A 17,520-nucleotide genomic window follows, 5' to 3' on the forward strand; every position below is an offset into this window, starting at 1 on the left:
TCGCATGCGCGTCTGGACGGCTTGTTCGGTCAGCGTTGGAAGAACGAAACCGTCCACTACGCAAATTCGGTGATGCGGTTCGCTCGGTTAAGCCGGCCTGCCAAAACCGTGAAGGCCGCGTCAAGTCTGTCGTTTACAACGCTCATCGCTTGTGTCTGAAGGTTTTCAACTGAGCAATAGTTGATATAGGAGGCCATGATGCTGCGATCTCGATTCTACGACTCCACACACCGCACTGCTCTACTCAGAGGGTGTATTGTCTGGATGGTGTTCATTCTCACGACACTGTCCATCGCCGCTCCCCAAGCCGCCCGCGCCGATGTCTCCCAACGCGCAGTTCATTCATCGAGCAGCATCATCCCACCACCCGGCACATGGATCACCCCACGCCAGAACTACCGACGCACCAACCGTGTGGACAACGGCAGCGCCAGCATCATCACACCGGCGCTTAAGTGGAGCTATCCTTTGGGCGGCGCACCCAACGCCCGATTGGCCGACATCACCGGCCCAGGCGCCGGCCTGCCCGACGGCACACCCGAGTTGGTGGTCTGGGGCGGCGGACGGGTGCGCGCCTACAACATCCAGCTCACCCCTCCCCAACTGCTCTGGCAGTCCGACATCATCCCAGGTTTGGGGGACTTTATGCCCGCCGGCGACCTGGACGGCAACGGCACGGTTGAGCTTATCTTCGACGCCGCGTGCGGCGCTCAGGTCTTGGGCGGGCGCACCGGCGAGGCGCTCACCTGCATACCAGGTGTCGCAGTGAGGCGCAGCCGCATCGCCGACGCAAACAACGACGGCAAAATGGAACTTTTTGTCGAGGGCGGCCCGCGCATCTACACCTTCGCCGGCGGCGCCGCCAACCCCCAACTGGTGGCCAGCTTCAATCACACAGACCCATCGGACGGCTACATGCCCCCCACGCTTGCCGATTTGGATAACGACGGGGACCTGGATGTAGTGTCCTATACGAGTCACGGCACCAATCAGCTGCGCACGTTGCAGCAGACTTCGCCCCTCTCCTGGACGCTCGTTTCTACATTAACATTGTCGAACCTCTTTTATGCTTATGCTTTTCCCATCCTGGCCGACGTAGCGCCCCAGTCGGGGCTAGAAGTCGTCTTACACAACTCTTACGGCACCTTGTACGTCGCCAATATCGCCCCCTCCAACCTTGCTCTCACTTTGGTTTACACGCAGCCGTCATTCTATAGCGGCGACGTGCCGATGACCGTTCAGGCCGCCGATGTGGACCCAGGCACCCCAGGGCGGGAAATCGTGCTTTCAAGCTACTATGCAACAACCGTCGAGGTACGCCGTGGTGACAACGGTAATGCGCTGTTCTCACAACCACTCAACATGAAAGAGGCATCGCGAGTAACCTCGTACACTCCGCCTGCGCCGTTGCCCCAGCTCGACGCCGACTCAGAGCGTGAGGTGGTGTTGGTCGGCGGGGGGCAAGTCGCCGTCTACCAAGGTGGCACCTTCACGGCCACGCATGTGATCACCTCCGCCTCTCCTGCCGCCCCCTACCGGCATCCGCATTATCTGCCATACTTCGACGTGGATGGCGACGGGGTTGACGAGCTGCTGGTGGGTCGCTCTTTGCCAGCGGGCGACCGGCTGGCAGCCTACAGCGTCTCCGGCACGCTGACGCTGAAGGGTGAGTACATCTTCCCGGTCGGGCAGAACTTGCTGTTGAGGGACTTCGGCCAGACGCCATTCGGGCGGGGATTGGTGCTGAGCGGCAGCGATGGCTACGTCTATCTGCTCGACGCCACATTCAATGTGCGCAAGCGTGTGTACGCCGGCAGTGCCAGCGCCTCCCCGCTGGTACTGGACACCGACAACAACAACAACAACGAAGTGATCCTAGGGACGACCAATCTCGACCCCCTCACCGCCACGCTCGCCACGCCGCCGCGGGTGAATTACACGGGGCTCTCCACATCCGGATGGGGACCAACAGGAGCACTCGTACCGCTGGGCGGCGGCACATGGGGCCACCTTGTGATCGGCGGCAGCGCTCCTTCGTACACGCTGGGCTTGTTATATAAGTCACCCAGCACCGGCGCAGAGATGCTCATCGCCAGTGGTCTCCTTACCACCACCGCTAGTTCAAATTACGCCATCTTTCTCGGCGCAGGCGTGGTGAGCAACACAACCACGCTCTTCTTTGTGGAAGTAGCGCCCGGAAACTATGCTATTAACTTACGGGCAGTGCAACGGCAAGGCAGCACTTTCAGCCCGATCTGGATCGTTACGGTGGCCGGCGGCTATGACCTGACGATAATAGGCGGGGCCAGCATTGCAGACATCAACGGGGATGGCCACGACGATATCGTTTACTCCCGGGGGGCTGACACTTGGATTTTCGACGGTCCCACAGGCGGTGCGGCGACCTTCCCAGGCGGCGTCAATGGCCACTACTTGGCCCTGATAGACGATTTCTACAGCGCAGCCGCCGGGCAAGAGGTTGTGTTGGCAGCGCCATTTGCGCACAGCACGATGCGCGGTTACACCTTTACCATCGCTACCCTCACCCCCAACCCGGCTTGGGGAGCAACTCTGCCGAGCGGGTATGACACGCGGGCCGCGGTTGCAGCGGTGACGCCATCGGACGGCCGCGACGTGGTCCGCACCTGGAGTGACGGGCGGGTGGTCGCCCACGGGGGCGTCAGCGGCGCGCCGGTTTACACCATGTCGCTTGGCGTTGCGGTAAACCTCTCGACGTGCGAGGAAAATCCCCGCATCCCACAGGTGTACAGCGAAACCGCGCGCACTGCGCTGACGAGCGCGTGCCCCGGCAAGGGGCGTTTCTACGCCCTGGGCGTGGCGACGGTCGCAAATGTGGATGGTGAGCCCAAAGACGAGCTGCTCGTCCCTTCGGGAAACGGCTATCTGTATGTGCTGAACGCCGAGGACGGCTCGCTGACATGGGCGCACAACTTCTTCGCGCCGGTCGCTTCGGTGATTGCGGCCAACGTGGATGGCGACCCGGATCTCGAGATCCTGGTCTCCCCCACCGATGGCTACCTGTATGCGTTGGACCAGGCCACCTTCACTGCTCCACTAGCCGTATGGGAAGGGCTGGCCCCCAACGCGTCGGGCGACCTGGACGAGCAAGCAAGCACGCAGTGCTTGGCTGCGACATGGTCGGTGGTGAATGATCCCAACTTCGGCGCTCCGAGCGGCTTTGCCGTGGCCATCCGCGATAGCACCGGCGCGCTGGTGAGCAACGGTTACCTCAACGTACCCTACAGCAGCGGAAGCGTCGCCTCGGTCACTGCGTGCTACAACGACCCCAACCCGAACCGTCGCCTGATCAGCAACCTGATCCCCGGCAGGAGCTATTTCGTTGAGGTCATCAACTACTATATCAGCGGCAGCACCTACCGGTCCTCACAAGCGGCGTTCAGCGATGGGGTGAAGGTCGTCCCGTTGGCAGATTTCGCAACCAGCGCCAAGTTCGCCACGCCGACCGCGATCAACACAAGCGGCACCGTCACGTGGACGGTGGTGGTCCGCAACAGCAGCGCTTACTCGGGCACGGCGCAGTTGCTCGACCCGATCCCGCCGTTCATGACTTTTACCTCAGGCAGCCTGAACGCCACCAGCGGCAGCGCGACCTACAACTCTGCGCTCAGCCGGGTGGAGTGGATCGGCAGCCTAGACGCGCTAGAAGTCGCGACCATCACCTTCCAGACGACGGCGAATCCTTTGTTTGTTGACAGCGTCATCCGCAACGAGGCGCAGGTGATCAACGTGAAAAGTGGCTACGTGCACACGCTGGAGGCAGCAGTGGCGGTGGGGAACGCGCCTAATCTCAGCACAGCGAGCAAACTGGTAAGCGCCAACACGGCGAATCAGCTTGACGTCATCACCTACACCTTACAGGTGACCAACAGCGGCGCCGTTGCAGTGAGTGGGCTGTTGGTGGATGACCTTCTGCCGGCCGAGGTCAGCTTTGTGCCAGGCAGCTTGAGCGCCAACGGCGGCAGCGGTAGCGCGACCTACGACCCCGTGTTGCGCCGCGTGCAATGGAATGGCACGCTCAACGCCGGCCAATCGCTCGTGGTGAAATTCCGCGCTCGGGTGAACGCCGCCAACGCGGTGATCGTCAACTGTGCTGCGTTTAGCGATGGTTTTGCTCCGCACTACCGACGTTGCGCCGAGACGCGCGTCGGCTCCAGCCTGCCAACGCTACAGGTGACCAAGACCTCCGACCGACTGCGTTACGCCTCAGGAGATCTAATCACCTACACCATTCTCCTGGAGAACCGGGGGAGCCAGCCAGCCCAAGTGACGCTGAATGACCCGCTGCCCGGCGGCGTGACGCTCAACAGCGCCACGGCCTTCCCGCCCGAAGCCGGCGCGCTGAACATCGCGGGCAGCAACGTCGCCTGGCAGGGCACGGTGCCTCCTGGAGAGTATGTGGCCATTGTGATCAGCGGCACCCTCAGCGCGAACAACACCGTGCTGACCAACCGCGCCTTCATCACCGAGACCACCACGAACACCGCGCTCGAAGCTGTGCGCGAGGTGGTGGTCGGCAATGCCCCGCTGCTGCGTGGTGAAAAGATAGCCCAACCCGGCGCCGCCGGCGTCGGCCAGCCGGTAACCTACACCATCCGCCTGTTCAACCTGGGCACTGTCGCTACTTCTTCCGCTCTCATCACCGACCCGCTGCCGGCGGGGACAGCTTTTGACAGCTACGTCATTGCCAGCAACGGGATCGCGACCTTCAGCTCTGGGCAATTGACCTGGAACGGCAGCGTGGGGCTTGTGGATCCGACCGTCATCGTGTGGCGCGTGAAGGTGAACAACAGCGCCATGCCCGGCAGCGTGATCGTCAACCAAGCCTTTGCCAGCGATGGCAGTCGTAACTATGGGCCGTTTGAAGCGCGTACGTCGGTGCCCTTGGCAAGCAACACTGCGCTCATCCAGGCAAAGGTGTACACCGGCACTGCGACCACGCCATTGGCCGGCGTGGTCGTGACAGCCAGCAGCCCGCTCGGCCAGGTGAATGGAACCAGCGACAGCAACGGGATGGTGTACTTGCCGGTGCCAGCCAGCAGCACACCAGCAAATTACCTGGTCGAGATCGAAGTGCCGGCCGGACTGGTCGCCATCTCGCCGAGGCAGGTGGGAGTGGCCAACCTGACCGTCGGCCAGGTGCGTGACGTCACCTTCCGCGTCGCAGCTCCGGCGCCGCCCGGCAACGCCTGGGTGTGGGGCGTGACGTATCACGACACCAACGGCGATGGCTACCGCGACCTATTCGGGGAACCAGGCGTGAACGGCGTCTTGGTGCAAGCGGACAGCGGGCAGAGCACATTCACCGGCGCAGATGGCAGCTACGCGCTCCTGGTGCCTGCCGGCCTACGCTCCATCATCCAGACCGCTCCTATCGGTTGGATTGCCACCACACCCAATCCGGCTGTGGTGAACGCGCTCTCCCAAGGAGCGCACGAGGTGAACTTTGGCCTACGCCAGATACGCGGCGACGACGGCGAGAACATCGAGCCGCCGCCGCCCGGTCTATTCCGCATCGTGGGCTACGTATATGCCGACGCGGACGGCGCGCTGAACGCACCCAACGGGCACAAAGATGCAAGCGATACCGGCCTGAGCAACATCACCGTCACGATGCGCAGCGGGCCCACGGTCATTGCCACGGTGTCTAGCAATGCCGCCGGCCTCTATCAGGCGGACGTCGGCGCCGGCGCGTCGCTGGTGGTGGAAGTCACGCCGCCGCCGGGCTACATTCCGCTCACACCACGCTTGGTCGCTGTGACCGGCAGCGGCGCCCAAATTCGACGGGTGGACTTCGGCTTGATCAGCCAATCTGCCCTCGCGGCGCAGTGCGGCGGCTCGAGCTTCGGCATCCTGAACGGCTACGTGTATTCCGACACGTTGAAAGATGGGAAGCTCGTGATCGGGCTTGACGAGCCGACGACGATGCTGGCCAATGTGTCCGTGGCGACGCAGACGCTGCAAACGAACTGGCTGTATGCGTTCAGTTGCGTGCCCGCCGGCGGGCAAGTGGTCACCGCCACCAACCCGCTGGGCTACTACGCGACCACGCCGATCGCCGTGAGCGTCAATGTGCCCGCCGGCGACAGCACCGGCGCCAACTTCGGCAAAGCCACGAGCACATACGCCCCGCAACATGCCTTCAGCAAGACTGCGCCTCTGCATTTGAGCACCAACGTGACGAAATTCGCCTCGTTGAGCTGGACGCCTAGCCCTAGCGCCACCGGCTACTTCGTCTGCGTAGGCACAGCCCAGAATCTGTGTAACGCAACGGGCGGTTGGGTAGCGGTTGGTAACGTCACCAATTGGACGGTGGCGCCGGTATTGCAGAGCGCCAGCACCTACTGGTGGCAGGTGCGGGCCTTTGGCCCAGGCTTCGACGTGCAGGCGGATGCCGAGCAATGGTGGTCATTCACCACCATCAACGATATGCCGCCGGCACCCGAAGCGTTTAGCAAGCGCGAGCCAAACAACGGGGCGGTGAATCAGGCAACCACCAACTTGAAGCTAGAGTGGAATGCTTCCGCCGGCGCAACTAAATACGAAATCTGCTTGGGCACCGCCATTAACTCGTGCAACGTCACCGGCAATTGGATAGAAGTGGTTCCGAACCCAACGCCCACCAGTTGGCAGCCTCCCACCTTGTTGCCTGCCACGACTTACTGGTGGCAGGTGCGCGCCGTGAACAGCAACGGCCAGGCGCAAGCGAACAACGGCCAATGGTGGTATTTCACCACGCGCTCGGCCAGCGATGCGAATGCACCGGCGCCTTTCTGGAAGGCGGCTCCTGTGGACGCTGCCGCTAACCAACCGCTGTCCCTCACGCTGAGCTGGACTGCCGCCGGCGGCGCGACGAGCTACGAGGTGTGCGTCGGCATTATGCCGGCGGACTGCTCGGCCACCGGCGGCGACTGGGTGGACGTGGGCAACGCCACCTCCTACGCACTAAGCGGACTCAGCCATGGCACCACCTACTTCTGGCAGGCGCGCGCCGTCAACAACAACGGTGTGACGCTGGCCGACAACGGCAACTGGTGGTCCTTCACCACCGGCAACTCCCCGGCCGCCATTGCAGCCAACCTATTCGTCACCAAGACCGCACCTATCCACCTGGCCACCAACGTAGCCACCGACACCGCCACGCTGAGCTGGTCGGCCAGCACAAGCGCCGTCTTCTACGTCTGCCTCGGCACCAACGTCGGCCTGTGCGACGTCAGCGGCGGTTGGGTGAAAGTCGGCAACGCCACCAGTTGGACGGTCGTCCCACCACTGCAAAGCGCCGCCACTTACTGGTGGCAGGTGCGCGCCATCACCGGCTCCCTCAACGTCCAGGCGGATGCCGGCCAGTGGTGGTCCTTCTCCACCCTGAACGATCCTAGCCCTGGACCGGGGGGCTTCAACAAAGCCAGTCCTAGCTATGGCGACATCAACCAGCCCGTCACCCTCACCTTGAGTTGGGGCGGCGCCAGCGGCGCGATGGGCTACGAAGTGTGCATCGGTACGCAGATCAACCTCTGCGACGTCACCGGCAATTGGATCAAGATCGGCAACGTCACCAGTTGGCCGGTCACGCCTGCCCTGCAACCCGCTGCGACTTACTGGTGGCAGGTGCGCGCCGTGAACAGCAACGGCCAGACGCAAGCGGACAACGGCCAATGGTGGTATTTCACCACCGCGGCCATCTCGAGCATGAGCGCTCCCGGCGCGTTCTCCAAGGTTGCTCCGCCCAACAACACTCCCAACCGACCACTGGCTTTGCCGCTAAGCTGGACCGCTGCCAGCGGTGCGACGGGCTACAAGGTGTGCGTCGGCATCACGCCGGCGGACTGCTCGGCTACTGGCGGCCGGTGGGTGCACACGACGACCACTTCCTACGCGCTGAGCGGCCTGCGCTACGGCGTCACCTACTTCTGGCAGGTGCACGCCGTCAACAACGCCGGCGATGTAACACCCGCCGACGATGGCGCATGGTGGTCCTTCTCTACGGTGAGTTCGCCTTACCGCACTTTCATCCCCATCGTCCGCAAGAAACCATAGCCGGCGCGTCTGTTAATGGGCGAAGGTCTTTGGCCTTCGCCCATCTTTTTTCCATAGGGCGGCAAGGAATTCATCAATCGGATTGCTGAGGCGACGGCGAGCCATCGCCTCGACCCGCGGCGGAGCACATGGAATCCACCCTGCGCCCGGTCCGGGGCACGCGCCCACTCACCAGTCAGCCCGAGGAGATCGCTTGAAGGAAGAAAGCACAATCCTCGGTGGCCATGATGCGATAGTCGCTGCGAACCCGCTGCGGGCCCACCAAAGCCGCCGCCGTCTCGCGCACGAGGCGGGCCAATGCTGGGTCGTTCACCGTGGCCGGCGTGCTCGGCTCCGCGAAGGTCACGGCGGCCGCCACACCCAACCCTGCGGCGACCTGCGCCACGATTTGCCGGACGCGCACCCGCAGCAATTGCATGACCGATCCCTCAAACGCGCGAGGGGCGCCTTGCAGTTCAACCACATCAGGAATCACGTCCGGCGCGGCGCCGCCATGGATGCAGCCCACGGTCACCACGCCCTGAGCCATGGGATCAACGTTGCACATCACAATGGTCTGAAGCGCGGTGATGATGTGGGCGGTGGCTATAATCACTGGTGGAGGCGGTCATTGGCCAAGCGGAAGAACAACACAAAGAAGCCGAACACCAACAGCGCCACCCTCGGCTACGAAGCCCAGCTCTGGCAAATGGCCGACAAGCTGCGCGGCAGTATGGACGCTGCCGAGTATAAGCACGTCGTCCTGGGCCTGATCTTCCTCAAGTACATCTCCGACGCCTTCGAGGAGCAGCATGCAAAGCTCGAAGCCGAGCGTGCGCAAGGCGCTGACCCCGAGGACCCCGACGAGTACCGGGCCGAGAACATCTTCTGGGTCCCGCTGGAGGCGCGCTGGGAACACCTCAGAGCCCAAGCGCGACAGCCCACCATCGGCAAGCTTGTGGACGACGCCATGGCCGCCATCGAGCGCGACAATCCTTCGCTCAGAGGTGTGCTGCCCAAAGATTACGCGCGCCCCGCGCTCGACAAGCAGCGCCTGGGCCAGCTCATTGACCTCATCAGCAACATCAAGGTCGGCGACGAGGAAGCACGCGCCAAGGACGTGCTCGGCCGCGTGTACGAGTACTTCTTGTCGCAGTTTGCCAGCGCCGAGGGCAAAAAGGGCGGCGAGTTCTACACGCCGCGCTGCGTGGTCAAGCTCCTGGTCGAGATGCTCGAGCCCTACCGCGGCCGGGTGTACGACCCCTGCTGCGGCTCATCGGGGATGTTCGTGCAGTCGGTGGAGTTCATCCGTGCGCACGCGAGCGGCAACGGCAATGGCGGCCGTGCGCGCGCCGACATCTCCATTTACGGTCAGGAGTCGAACTACACCACCTGGCGGCTCGCAAAGATGAACCTCGCTATCCGCGGCATTGACGGCCAGATCGCACACGGCGACACATTCCACAACGACCGCTTCCCGGACCTCAAGGCAGACTACATCCTCGCCAATCCGCCTTTCAATGTGAGCGACTGGGGTGGCGAGCGCCTGCGCGAGGACAAGCGGTGGAAGTACGGCGTGCCGCCCGCAGGCAACGCCAACTTCGCCTGGGTGCAGCACATCATCCATCATCTCGCGCCTCATGGAGTGGCCGGCTTCGTGCTTGCCAACGGCTCCATGTCCTCCAACCAGTCGGGCGAGGGCGAGATCCGCAAGAACATCATCGAAGCAGATCTTGTGGATTGCATGGTGGCCCTGCCGGGCCAGCTCTTCTACTCGACGCAGATCCCCGCGTGCCTTTGGTTCCTCGCGCGCGACCGCAATAACGGCAAGTTTCGCGACCGCCGGGGCCAGGTGCTCTTCATAGACGCGCGCAAGATGGGCCGCATGGTGGATCGCACCCACCGGGAACTCACCGACGACGACATCGCCAGGATTGCCGGCACCTACCATGCCTGGCGTGGTACTGTAGGGGCGCATCGCGATGCGCCCCTACCAGAATACCGCGATATTCCTGGATTCTGCCGATCCGCCACCCTGGAGGAAATCCGCCACCACGGCTACGTGCTCGCCCCTGGCCGCTATGTGGGCGCCGAGGCGGTGGACGACGAGGGCGAGCTGTTCGAGGAAAAGATGGCCCGCCTCGTAGCGCAACTGCGCGAGCAGCAGGCCCAAGCTAGACGGTTGGATGAGGCGATCTGGAAGAACCTGGAGGAGCTGGGCTATGGCCGCTGATGGAAAGCAAATAAACGAAAGGGGCTTTCCGTTTAATAGCCCAGATCGCTATTCAACGATCGTTGCGTTACAGGTGGGTTTATGAAACGCGGGCGCACAGGGGAGTATCGGGTAACCGTCATCGGCGGGGAGAAGGTCCGTGCCTTCGTCCCCCAACCTTTGCCGCCAAGGCCCCCGCTTGACCTGTCCGGCCTTCGGTCTCGGAGGCTGGAACAGGCCACGCTCGGGCTTGGGCGCCTAGATAGCGTCACGCTCCTTTTGCCAGACCCCGATATTTTCCTCTACGCATACGTGCGGCGGGAGGCGCTCTTGTCTTCCCAGATCGAGGGCACCCAATCCTCGCTTTCCGACCTCCTGCTCTTTGAGCTTGAGGGGGCCCCCGGGGTGCCCTTCGATGATGTCGTGGAAGTGTCCAATTATGCGGCGGCCCTGGAGCACGGGCTGAATCGCCTGGGAGAAGGCTTCCCCCTGTCCAATCGTCTCATCCGTGAGATGCACGGTATCTTGCTATCGCAGGGACGAGGCAGCGAGAAATCCCCGGGTGAGTTTCGCCGCACGCAAAACTGGATCGGTGGTACCCGCCCCGGCAACGCCGTCTTTGTGCCCCCGCCTCCGGACGCCGTGGAAAATTGTATGGCCGCGCTCGAGCGCTTTCTCCACGAGGAAAACTCGCCGTATCCGGCGCTCGTGCGGGCGGCCCTAGCCCATGTCCAGTTCGAAACGATTCACCCCTTCCTGGACGGCAATGGCCGCATCGGCCGGCTTCTCATCGCCTTCATCCTGCACCACCAAGGTATCTTGAAGAAGCCACTCCTTTACCTCAGTCTCTACTTCAAGCAGCACCGCAGCGAATACTACCGGCTGCTGGACCTGGTGCGAACCGACGGGGACTGGGAGGCCTGGCTGGACTTCTTCCTGGAGGGTGTGATCCAAACTGCGCAAAACGCTGTAGAGACAGCCCAGCGCCTTGTGCTTCTTTTTCAAGAGGACGCAAAAAAGGTTGGAGCCGTTGGACGCTCCGCCGGGTCTGTCCTGCGGGTATTCCACGTCCTTTGCCGGCGGCCCCTGCTCACCCTGAATGAAGGCGTCCGACAAACCGGCCTCACCTTCCCAGCGGTCGCCAAAAGCATGGAGACGCTTGTCAGCTTAGGTATCGCGCGGGAGGTCACCGGCAAACAGCGAAACCGAGTTTTTGCCTATGACCGCTATCTGGCCATTCTCAACGAGGGCACTGAACCACTATGAGCTGTGACTTAGGTAAACAAAAGGAGCACAGCCATGGCAGGTGAGTGGCGAGAAGTGAGCCTTTGGGATATTGCGCACTACATCAACGGTCGTGCCACGAAGCCGTCTGAGTTGTGCGGCAATGACGGCGTCCCTGTTATCAAGATAGCAGAACTCAATCGTGGCATTACGGAACAAACAGATCGCATCCCCGCGGAGCTTATCGCGAGTGAACACTGGGTGAAAGATGGCGATCTCCTCTTTGCCTGGTCAGGCTCAGTCGGAATTTATCGGTATCGCGGACCAAAGGCAGCCCTCAACCAGCACATCTTCAAAGTTATTGCCAAGCCTGGCTACGACCAGCTTTTCGTCCGCTACTTGCTTTTGTCTCAAATGCCTATTTTCGAAGCTCACGTTGAAGATAAGAAAACCACGATGGGCCATGTTACCGTTCGCGATCTTCAACGCATCAAGGTCCGCGTTCCTCCTCTCCCCGAGCAGCGCGCCATTGCCCACATTCTGGGCACGCTGGACGACAAGATCGAGCTGAACCGGCGGATGAGCGAGACGCTGGAAGAGATGGCGCGGGCACTGTTCAAGGCTTGGTTCGTGGACTTCGAGCCCGTGCGCGCCAAGATGGAGGGCCGCTGGCGCCGCGGCCAGTCCCTTCCCGGCCTCCCCGCCCACCTCTACGACCTCTTCCCCAATCGGCTCGTGGACTCGGAACTGGGGGAGATCCCCGAGGGGTGGAGGGTGGTCACGCTTCCTGAGCTGATCGAAATCAACCCGAGTCGTTCGCTGCGTAAGGGGGAAGTCGCGCCTTACTTAGACATGGCGAACATGCCAACTCGGGGGCACACACCAGATGGAGTGATCAATCGGCCTTTCAGCTCCGGGATGCGGTTTATCAACGGCGATACCCTCCTTGCGCGGATCACTCCGTGCCTTGAGAACGGCAAAACGGCGTTCGTGGATTTTCTGGAGGAAGAGCAAGTCGGTTGGGGCTCTACCGAGTACATCGTGCTGCGTCCGAAGCCGCCGCTCCCTGAGCAGTTCGGCTACTGCCTGGCACGAAGCGATGCTTTCCGCGAGTTCGCTATTCAGAGCATGACAGGAACGAGTGGCCGACAGCGCGTACAGGCAGACTCTCTCAGCCATTTCAAACTGCCACGACCGCCCGATCCGGTCGCAGCAGCGTTTGGACGACTGATTAAGCCGCTGTTCGCGCGATCATCGGACGCCGTCCGTGAATCCCGCACCCTCGCCGCCCTGCGCGATGCGCTTTTACCCAAGCTCATCTCCGGCCAGCTGCGGGTCAGGGATGCAGAGAGGTTTTTGAAGGAGCGGGGGTTATGAACAGCGCCGTCACACACATTGGGTTCGCGGACGAATCGCATTGGAACAAGGGCCGGTTTCGCAGTCTTGGAATGGTGACCCTGCCGCTAAGTTGCCTAGAAGGCATGGAAGGCGAAGTGAGGCAGCTGCTGGAGCAATCGCAGGTTAGGGAATTCAAGTGGAATAAGCTGGACGGAGCTAAAGAGTGCTTCGCAGCCGAGAAGCTTTGTATATTCGCTATAGAAAAGGCATGTGTGGGGCAGCTTCGTGTAGATGTGCTAGTCTGGGACATCGAAGATAGCCGGCATAAGATCGCGGGGAGGGACGACATCGCAAATCTCGGGCGCATGTACTACCACTTGTTCCGGAACGTGCTTCGAGCGCGGTGGCCTAACGATGCTCTCTGGAGGCTTTGCCCCGACGAGCACACCGCACAGGATTGGGGAACCCTGCAGGACTACCTCGAGAATAAGAGCATCAGTGTTCAAGTGGATCGTTCCCTTTTCTCTGGCAACCAGTTTCGCATCCGGCTACGCCAGGAGTTCCGCATAAAAGAAATCCAACCAGTATCGTCGGGGGCTCATCCGATTCTCCAGCTTGCTGATCTGTTTGCAGGTTTAGCAGTATTCTCGCGCGATAAATTCGACGACTATCAGAAGTGGTTGCAGTCCACATCACCGCAAGCTAGCTTGTTCGACGAAGACGACGGTTCGGCTGATTCATCCCGCAGTTCGCGAGAGCGCTTTCAAGTCCTCAAGAAATTTGACGAATTGTGCCAAGAGAGAAAAATGGGCGTAAGTCTGAAGAATAAGCGTGGTCTTTGGACGCCAAATCCAGAAAACCCGATCAATTTCTGGATGTATGAACCTCAGCATTCAGAAGACAAGGCCCCGCGCAAGGGGAAGCAATGAGTATGAATCCCTACACCGAATCCACCGTCGAATCCGCCGCGCGTGTGTGGCTGCCCGAGTTCGGCTGGCGGATCGCAGAGGGGCCGGACATCGCGTCAGGTGACCGCGCGGCGGAGGCAGGGGTGAAGGATGCGGAAAAATTTTTGAATCGTAGGGGCGAACCATGCTTTGCCCTGAACCTATGAAATACGACCCGCAAAAGCACCATCGCCGCAGCATCCGGCTGAAAGGTTATGATTATTCGCAGGCTGGGGCGTATTTCGTCAACATTGTCACGCAGGCGCGCGCGTGTCTTTTTGGCGATGTGGTGGCGGGGGAAATGCGGTTGAATGATTTCGGCCAGGTTGTGCACGGCGTTTGGAATAATTTGCCAAACCATTATGCGGGTGTGGAATTGGATGCGTTTGTTGTGATGCCAAACCATGTGCATGGGATCGTTGTCATTGTAGGGGCGGGTTTCAAACCCGCTCCTACCACCACCACCGCCCCTACGCAACACGGCCTGCCCGAAATCATTCGTGGTTTCAAAACATTTTCTGCACGCCGCATCAACGAATTGCGCGGCACGCCTGGGGTGCCGGTTTGGCAACGCAACTATTACGAACACATCATCCGCGATGACGAATCATTGAACCGCATCCGGGAATACATCGCGAACAACCCGTCGCAATGGGCGGCGGATCGGGAAAATCCGGATGTGGTGCGGGCGACGTATGCGTCGCCCCGACAGGACGAACCATGGCGCATCTGACCGAATCCGCCCTTGAATCCGCTGCCCTCGCCTGGCTGCAGGCCATCGGCTGGCGGATCGCCCACGGGCCGGACATCGCGCCGGAGGCGCTCTTTGCTGAGCGCACCGACTACCGCGATGTTGCGCTCGCCCGGCGTCTGCGGGATGCCCTTGCGCGGCTCAACCCCGACCTGCCCGCTGACGCGCTGGAGGATGCTTTCCGCCGCATCACCAATCCGCCGGGGGCAACCCTCGAGGCCCGCAACCGCGCCTTCCACCGCATGCTCACCGAGGGCGTCACGGTGGAATATCGCCGCTCCGATGGAACCATCGCCGGCGCGCAAGCACGCATCGTTGACTTTGATGATCCTGACAGCAACGACTGGCTCGCGGTCAATCAATTTACCGTCACCGAGAATCGCCACACCCGCCGACCCGATGTGGTGCTCTTCCTCAACGGTCTTCCCATCGCCATCATCGAACTGAAAAACCCGGCGGACGAAGACGCCACCATCTGGACCGCGTTCCAGCAACTGCAAACCTACAAAGCCGAGCTACCGACGCTCTTTGCACTGAACGAATTGCTGGTAATCTCCGACGGCCTGGAAGCGAGGCTCGGCACACTCACCGCAGGGCGCGAGTGGTTCAAGCCATGGCGCACTGTTTCCGGTGAACAGGTGGAGGATGTCGGCGTCCCTCAACTGCAGGTCTTGTTGAACGGTGTCTGTGAAAGAACACGGTTTCTGGCGCTCCTGCGCGACTTCATCGCCTTCGAAGACGACGGCAGTGGTCGGCTGGAGAAAAAGATCGCCGGCTACCATCAATTCCACGCGGTGAGGTGTTTAGAGACAAACCCGGAGGACTTGTGGTGGACTACCTTGGTTTGGCTCACGAATTAAAGTCCGCACTCCAGACATACACGGAAAGCGGCGGTACTGGAACCACCGCCATTGACCAGGAGAAAGCCGTAGCCGTAATGCTGGAAAAATACGAAGTCTGCTGTGATCTTTTCCACGGCTTTGACTGGACGATATGGAAAACGGGCAGCCCTGAGCATCGACTCGCCCTATTACCTGCTGCACAGGAACACATTCTTGCTCAGGATAATGGCAAAGAAAGGCTATTGCAATCAGTGTCCGAACTCTCGCGAGCCTTTGCTCTCGCGGTTCCCCACGAGAAGGCTCTTGCCATCCGGGATGACGTGGCTTTCTTTCAGGCAGTACGCGCGGCTCTTGCAAAGCGGGCACATGGTGAGAAACAGACCGACGATGAACTGGAGCACGCAATCAGGCAGATTGTCTCCCGTGCAATCGCACCTGAAGGTGTGGTGGATATCTTTGCTGCAGCCGGTCTAAAAAAGCCCGACATATCTATTCTATCCGAGGAGTTCCTGGCTGAAGTGCGGGGAATGCCGCAAAAGAACTTAGCCGTGGAACTTCTGCGGAAACTTCTTCAAGGAGAAATTCGGAAGCGCCGCAAGAAGAATTTAGTGCAGTCACGCTCTTTTGCGGAATTGCTCGAGCAGGCAATCCGCCGTTACCAGAATCGAGCGATAGAAGCAGCACAGGTCATTGAAGAATTAATTCAGCTTGCAAAAGATATGCGTGAGGCAGACAGACGGGGCCAGGCGATGGGACTCACCGAGGAAGAGCTTGCTTTCTACGACGCACTGGAGCCAAACAACAGCGCAGTGAAAGTGCTCGGTGAGCCGACGCTGAGGAAGATTGCTCAGGAACTGGTTCAGACCGTCCGAAATAATATTTCCATCGACTGGACAGTGCGTGAAAACGTTCGTGCCAACCTGCGACGCCTTGTAAAACGCATCCTGCGCAAATACGGCTATCCGCCGGACAAACAGGAAAAAGCCACGCAGACGGTATTGGAGCAAGCCGAGCTTCTGTCCGCAGAATATGCAGCTGCCTGAGAAAGTCGTCTAATCAAAAGCATCATCGAGCATATGGTATCGGCAAAGCAGACACAGGGGGCGTCCCCATGGTGGAAGAATTCGTTGGAGCCATCCAGATTGACTGCATTGCTTGAATGTTTATCGTAATCCCGTTAATGGTAATCATGTTTAAACAAGGAGGGGGACACTATGAATTCGGAGCGTCGAAATGGTTGGAGTCCTTACATAGCAGGGGCGCTCGTGGGGCTTCTTGCTATCGCTTCTGCCTTTGCCACTACACATTTTCTCGGAAAAACAAATTATCTTGGCGCTTCTACGACCTTTGTTAGAGCCGCGGGGCTTCTGGAAAAGGCGGTTGCGCCGGAGCATGTTGCTTCCAACGAATATTTCAACAAAGAAAAGGTCAAGATAGAGTGGCAATTCATGCTCATCTGTGGGATCTTTTTGGGGGCTCTGATAGCATCGCTTACAGATAGAAGCTTTAAGCTGGAATCTGTGCCTCCGACATGGGCAGAGCGATTCGGGCCCTCCATCGGGAAACGTGCCTTCGGAGCATTTATCGGCGGCGTGATTGCGATGCTCGGGGCACGAATGGCAGATGGTTGTCCCAGCGGGCACGGCCTTAGCGGCCTGATGCAGCTTTCAGCCAGTGCCTTTGTCGCTCTTGCCATGTTTTTTGCCTTTGGTGTTATCGTGGCTAACATCTTATACAGGAGGAAATAAGCCATGACTACGGAACAATGGCTGGGTCTAATTACCGGAATTCTTTTTGGCTTTCTTTTGCAAAAGGGTAGAGTGCTTCGTTTTGACAAGCAGGTCGGGGCTATGCTTTTCAGGGATATGACGATCCTGAAGTTTATGCTCTCGGCGATACTTGTGGGATCGGTTGGTATCACCCTGCTTGCCCAGCAGGGTATCATTACTCTGAACCATAAACCCATGAATCTGGGCGCTGTTCTTTTGGGAGGTGCTCTCTTTGGGATTGGATGGGGCATAATGGGATTTTGCCCGGGAACTTCTGTTGGGGCGATTGCGGAAGGGCGCTGGCATGCCATATTTGCAATTCTAGGGATGATCACCGGAGCGGCGGTTTATGCCGAGATCTATCCGTTTTTTAAGAAAACAG

General features: G+C 60.3%; 11 protein-coding genes and 1 pseudogene. 11 read left to right on the plus strand and 1 reads right to left on the minus strand.

The window, feature by feature from the left end:
• Positions 1-264 precede the first annotated feature (264 nt).
• The gene (locus GXH28_RS14300; RefSeq protein ID WP_169239711.1) at positions 265-8,076 is read left to right on the plus strand and encodes an FG-GAP-like repeat-containing protein; all 7,812 of its coding nucleotides are present in this window, start codon (positions 265-267) and stop codon (positions 8,074-8,076) included.
• Positions 8,077-8,251: 175 nt separating this feature from the next.
• Here GXH28_RS14300 and GXH28_RS14305 read toward each other — a convergent pair whose 3' ends face one another.
• Complete coding sequence (locus GXH28_RS14305; protein ID WP_169239710.1) at positions 8,252-8,671, minus strand: M20/M25/M40 family metallo-hydrolase; 420 nt, start codon at positions 8,669-8,671, stop codon at positions 8,252-8,254.
• Positions 8,672-8,686: 15 nt separating this feature from the next.
• Here GXH28_RS14305 and GXH28_RS14310 point away from each other — a divergent pair, with 15 nt between their 5' ends.
• From GXH28_RS14310 to GXH28_RS14350, 10 genes and pseudogenes are all read left to right on the plus strand, one after another.
• Positions 8,687-10,288: a class I SAM-dependent DNA methyltransferase gene (locus GXH28_RS14310; RefSeq protein WP_169239719.1), complete on the plus strand. Its 1,602-nt coding sequence runs from the start codon at positions 8,687-8,689 to the stop codon at positions 10,286-10,288.
• Between the two features lie 81 nt (positions 10,289-10,369).
• The gene (locus GXH28_RS14315) at positions 10,370-11,533 is read left to right on the plus strand and encodes a Fic family protein (RefSeq protein ID WP_169239712.1); all 1,164 of its coding nucleotides are present in this window, start codon (positions 10,370-10,372) and stop codon (positions 11,531-11,533) included.
• Positions 11,534-11,566: 33 nt separating this feature from the next.
• Positions 11,567-12,868: a restriction endonuclease subunit S gene (locus tag GXH28_RS14320; RefSeq protein WP_169239713.1), complete on the plus strand. Its 1,302-nt coding sequence runs from the start codon at positions 11,567-11,569 to the stop codon at positions 12,866-12,868.
• Positions 12,865-13,758 (plus strand): DUF3800 domain-containing protein, encoded by an 894-nt coding sequence (locus GXH28_RS14325; RefSeq protein WP_169239714.1) that lies wholly within the window; start codon positions 12,865-12,867, stop codon positions 13,756-13,758. The genes GXH28_RS14320 and GXH28_RS14325 overlap by 4 nt, the downstream gene beginning before the upstream one ends.
• Before the next feature lie 2 nt (positions 13,759-13,760).
• Positions 13,761-13,943 carry a hypothetical protein gene (locus GXH28_RS14330; protein ID WP_169239715.1) on the plus strand — a complete coding sequence of 61 codons (183 nt, stop codon included), beginning with the start codon at positions 13,761-13,763 and terminating at the stop codon, positions 13,941-13,943.
• Positions 13,940-14,509, plus strand: coding sequence for a transposase (locus GXH28_RS14335; protein ID WP_169239716.1), 570 nt, complete (start codon positions 13,940-13,942; stop codon positions 14,507-14,509). Before GXH28_RS14330 ends, GXH28_RS14335 begins: the two co-directional genes overlap by 4 nt.
• Positions 14,497-15,387, plus strand: coding sequence for a type I restriction endonuclease (locus GXH28_RS17000; RefSeq protein ID WP_445082662.1), 891 nt, complete (start codon positions 14,497-14,499; stop codon positions 15,385-15,387). The genes GXH28_RS14335 and GXH28_RS17000 overlap by 13 nt, the downstream gene beginning before the upstream one ends.
• A pseudogene (locus GXH28_RS17005) lies at positions 15,327-16,412 on the plus strand (DUF3387 domain-containing protein); the annotation flags it as partial. The gene GXH28_RS17000 and the pseudogene GXH28_RS17005, both read left to right, overlap by 61 nt.
• A 171-nt stretch (positions 16,413-16,583) precedes the next feature.
• The gene (locus GXH28_RS14345) at positions 16,584-17,117 is read left to right on the plus strand and encodes a YeeE/YedE thiosulfate transporter family protein (protein WP_169239717.1); all 534 of its coding nucleotides are present in this window, start codon (positions 16,584-16,586) and stop codon (positions 17,115-17,117) included.
• Positions 17,118-17,120: 3 nt separating this feature from the next.
• Positions 17,121-17,520, plus strand: a 400-nt coding sequence (locus GXH28_RS14350) for a DUF6691 family protein (protein ID WP_169239718.1), incomplete at its 3' end; no start/stop codon positions are given.

This window comes from Candidatus Roseilinea sp. NK_OTU-006, from assembly GCF_012931985.1.
GTDB lineage: Bacteria > Chloroflexota > Anaerolineae > J036 > Brachytrichaceae > JAAFGM01.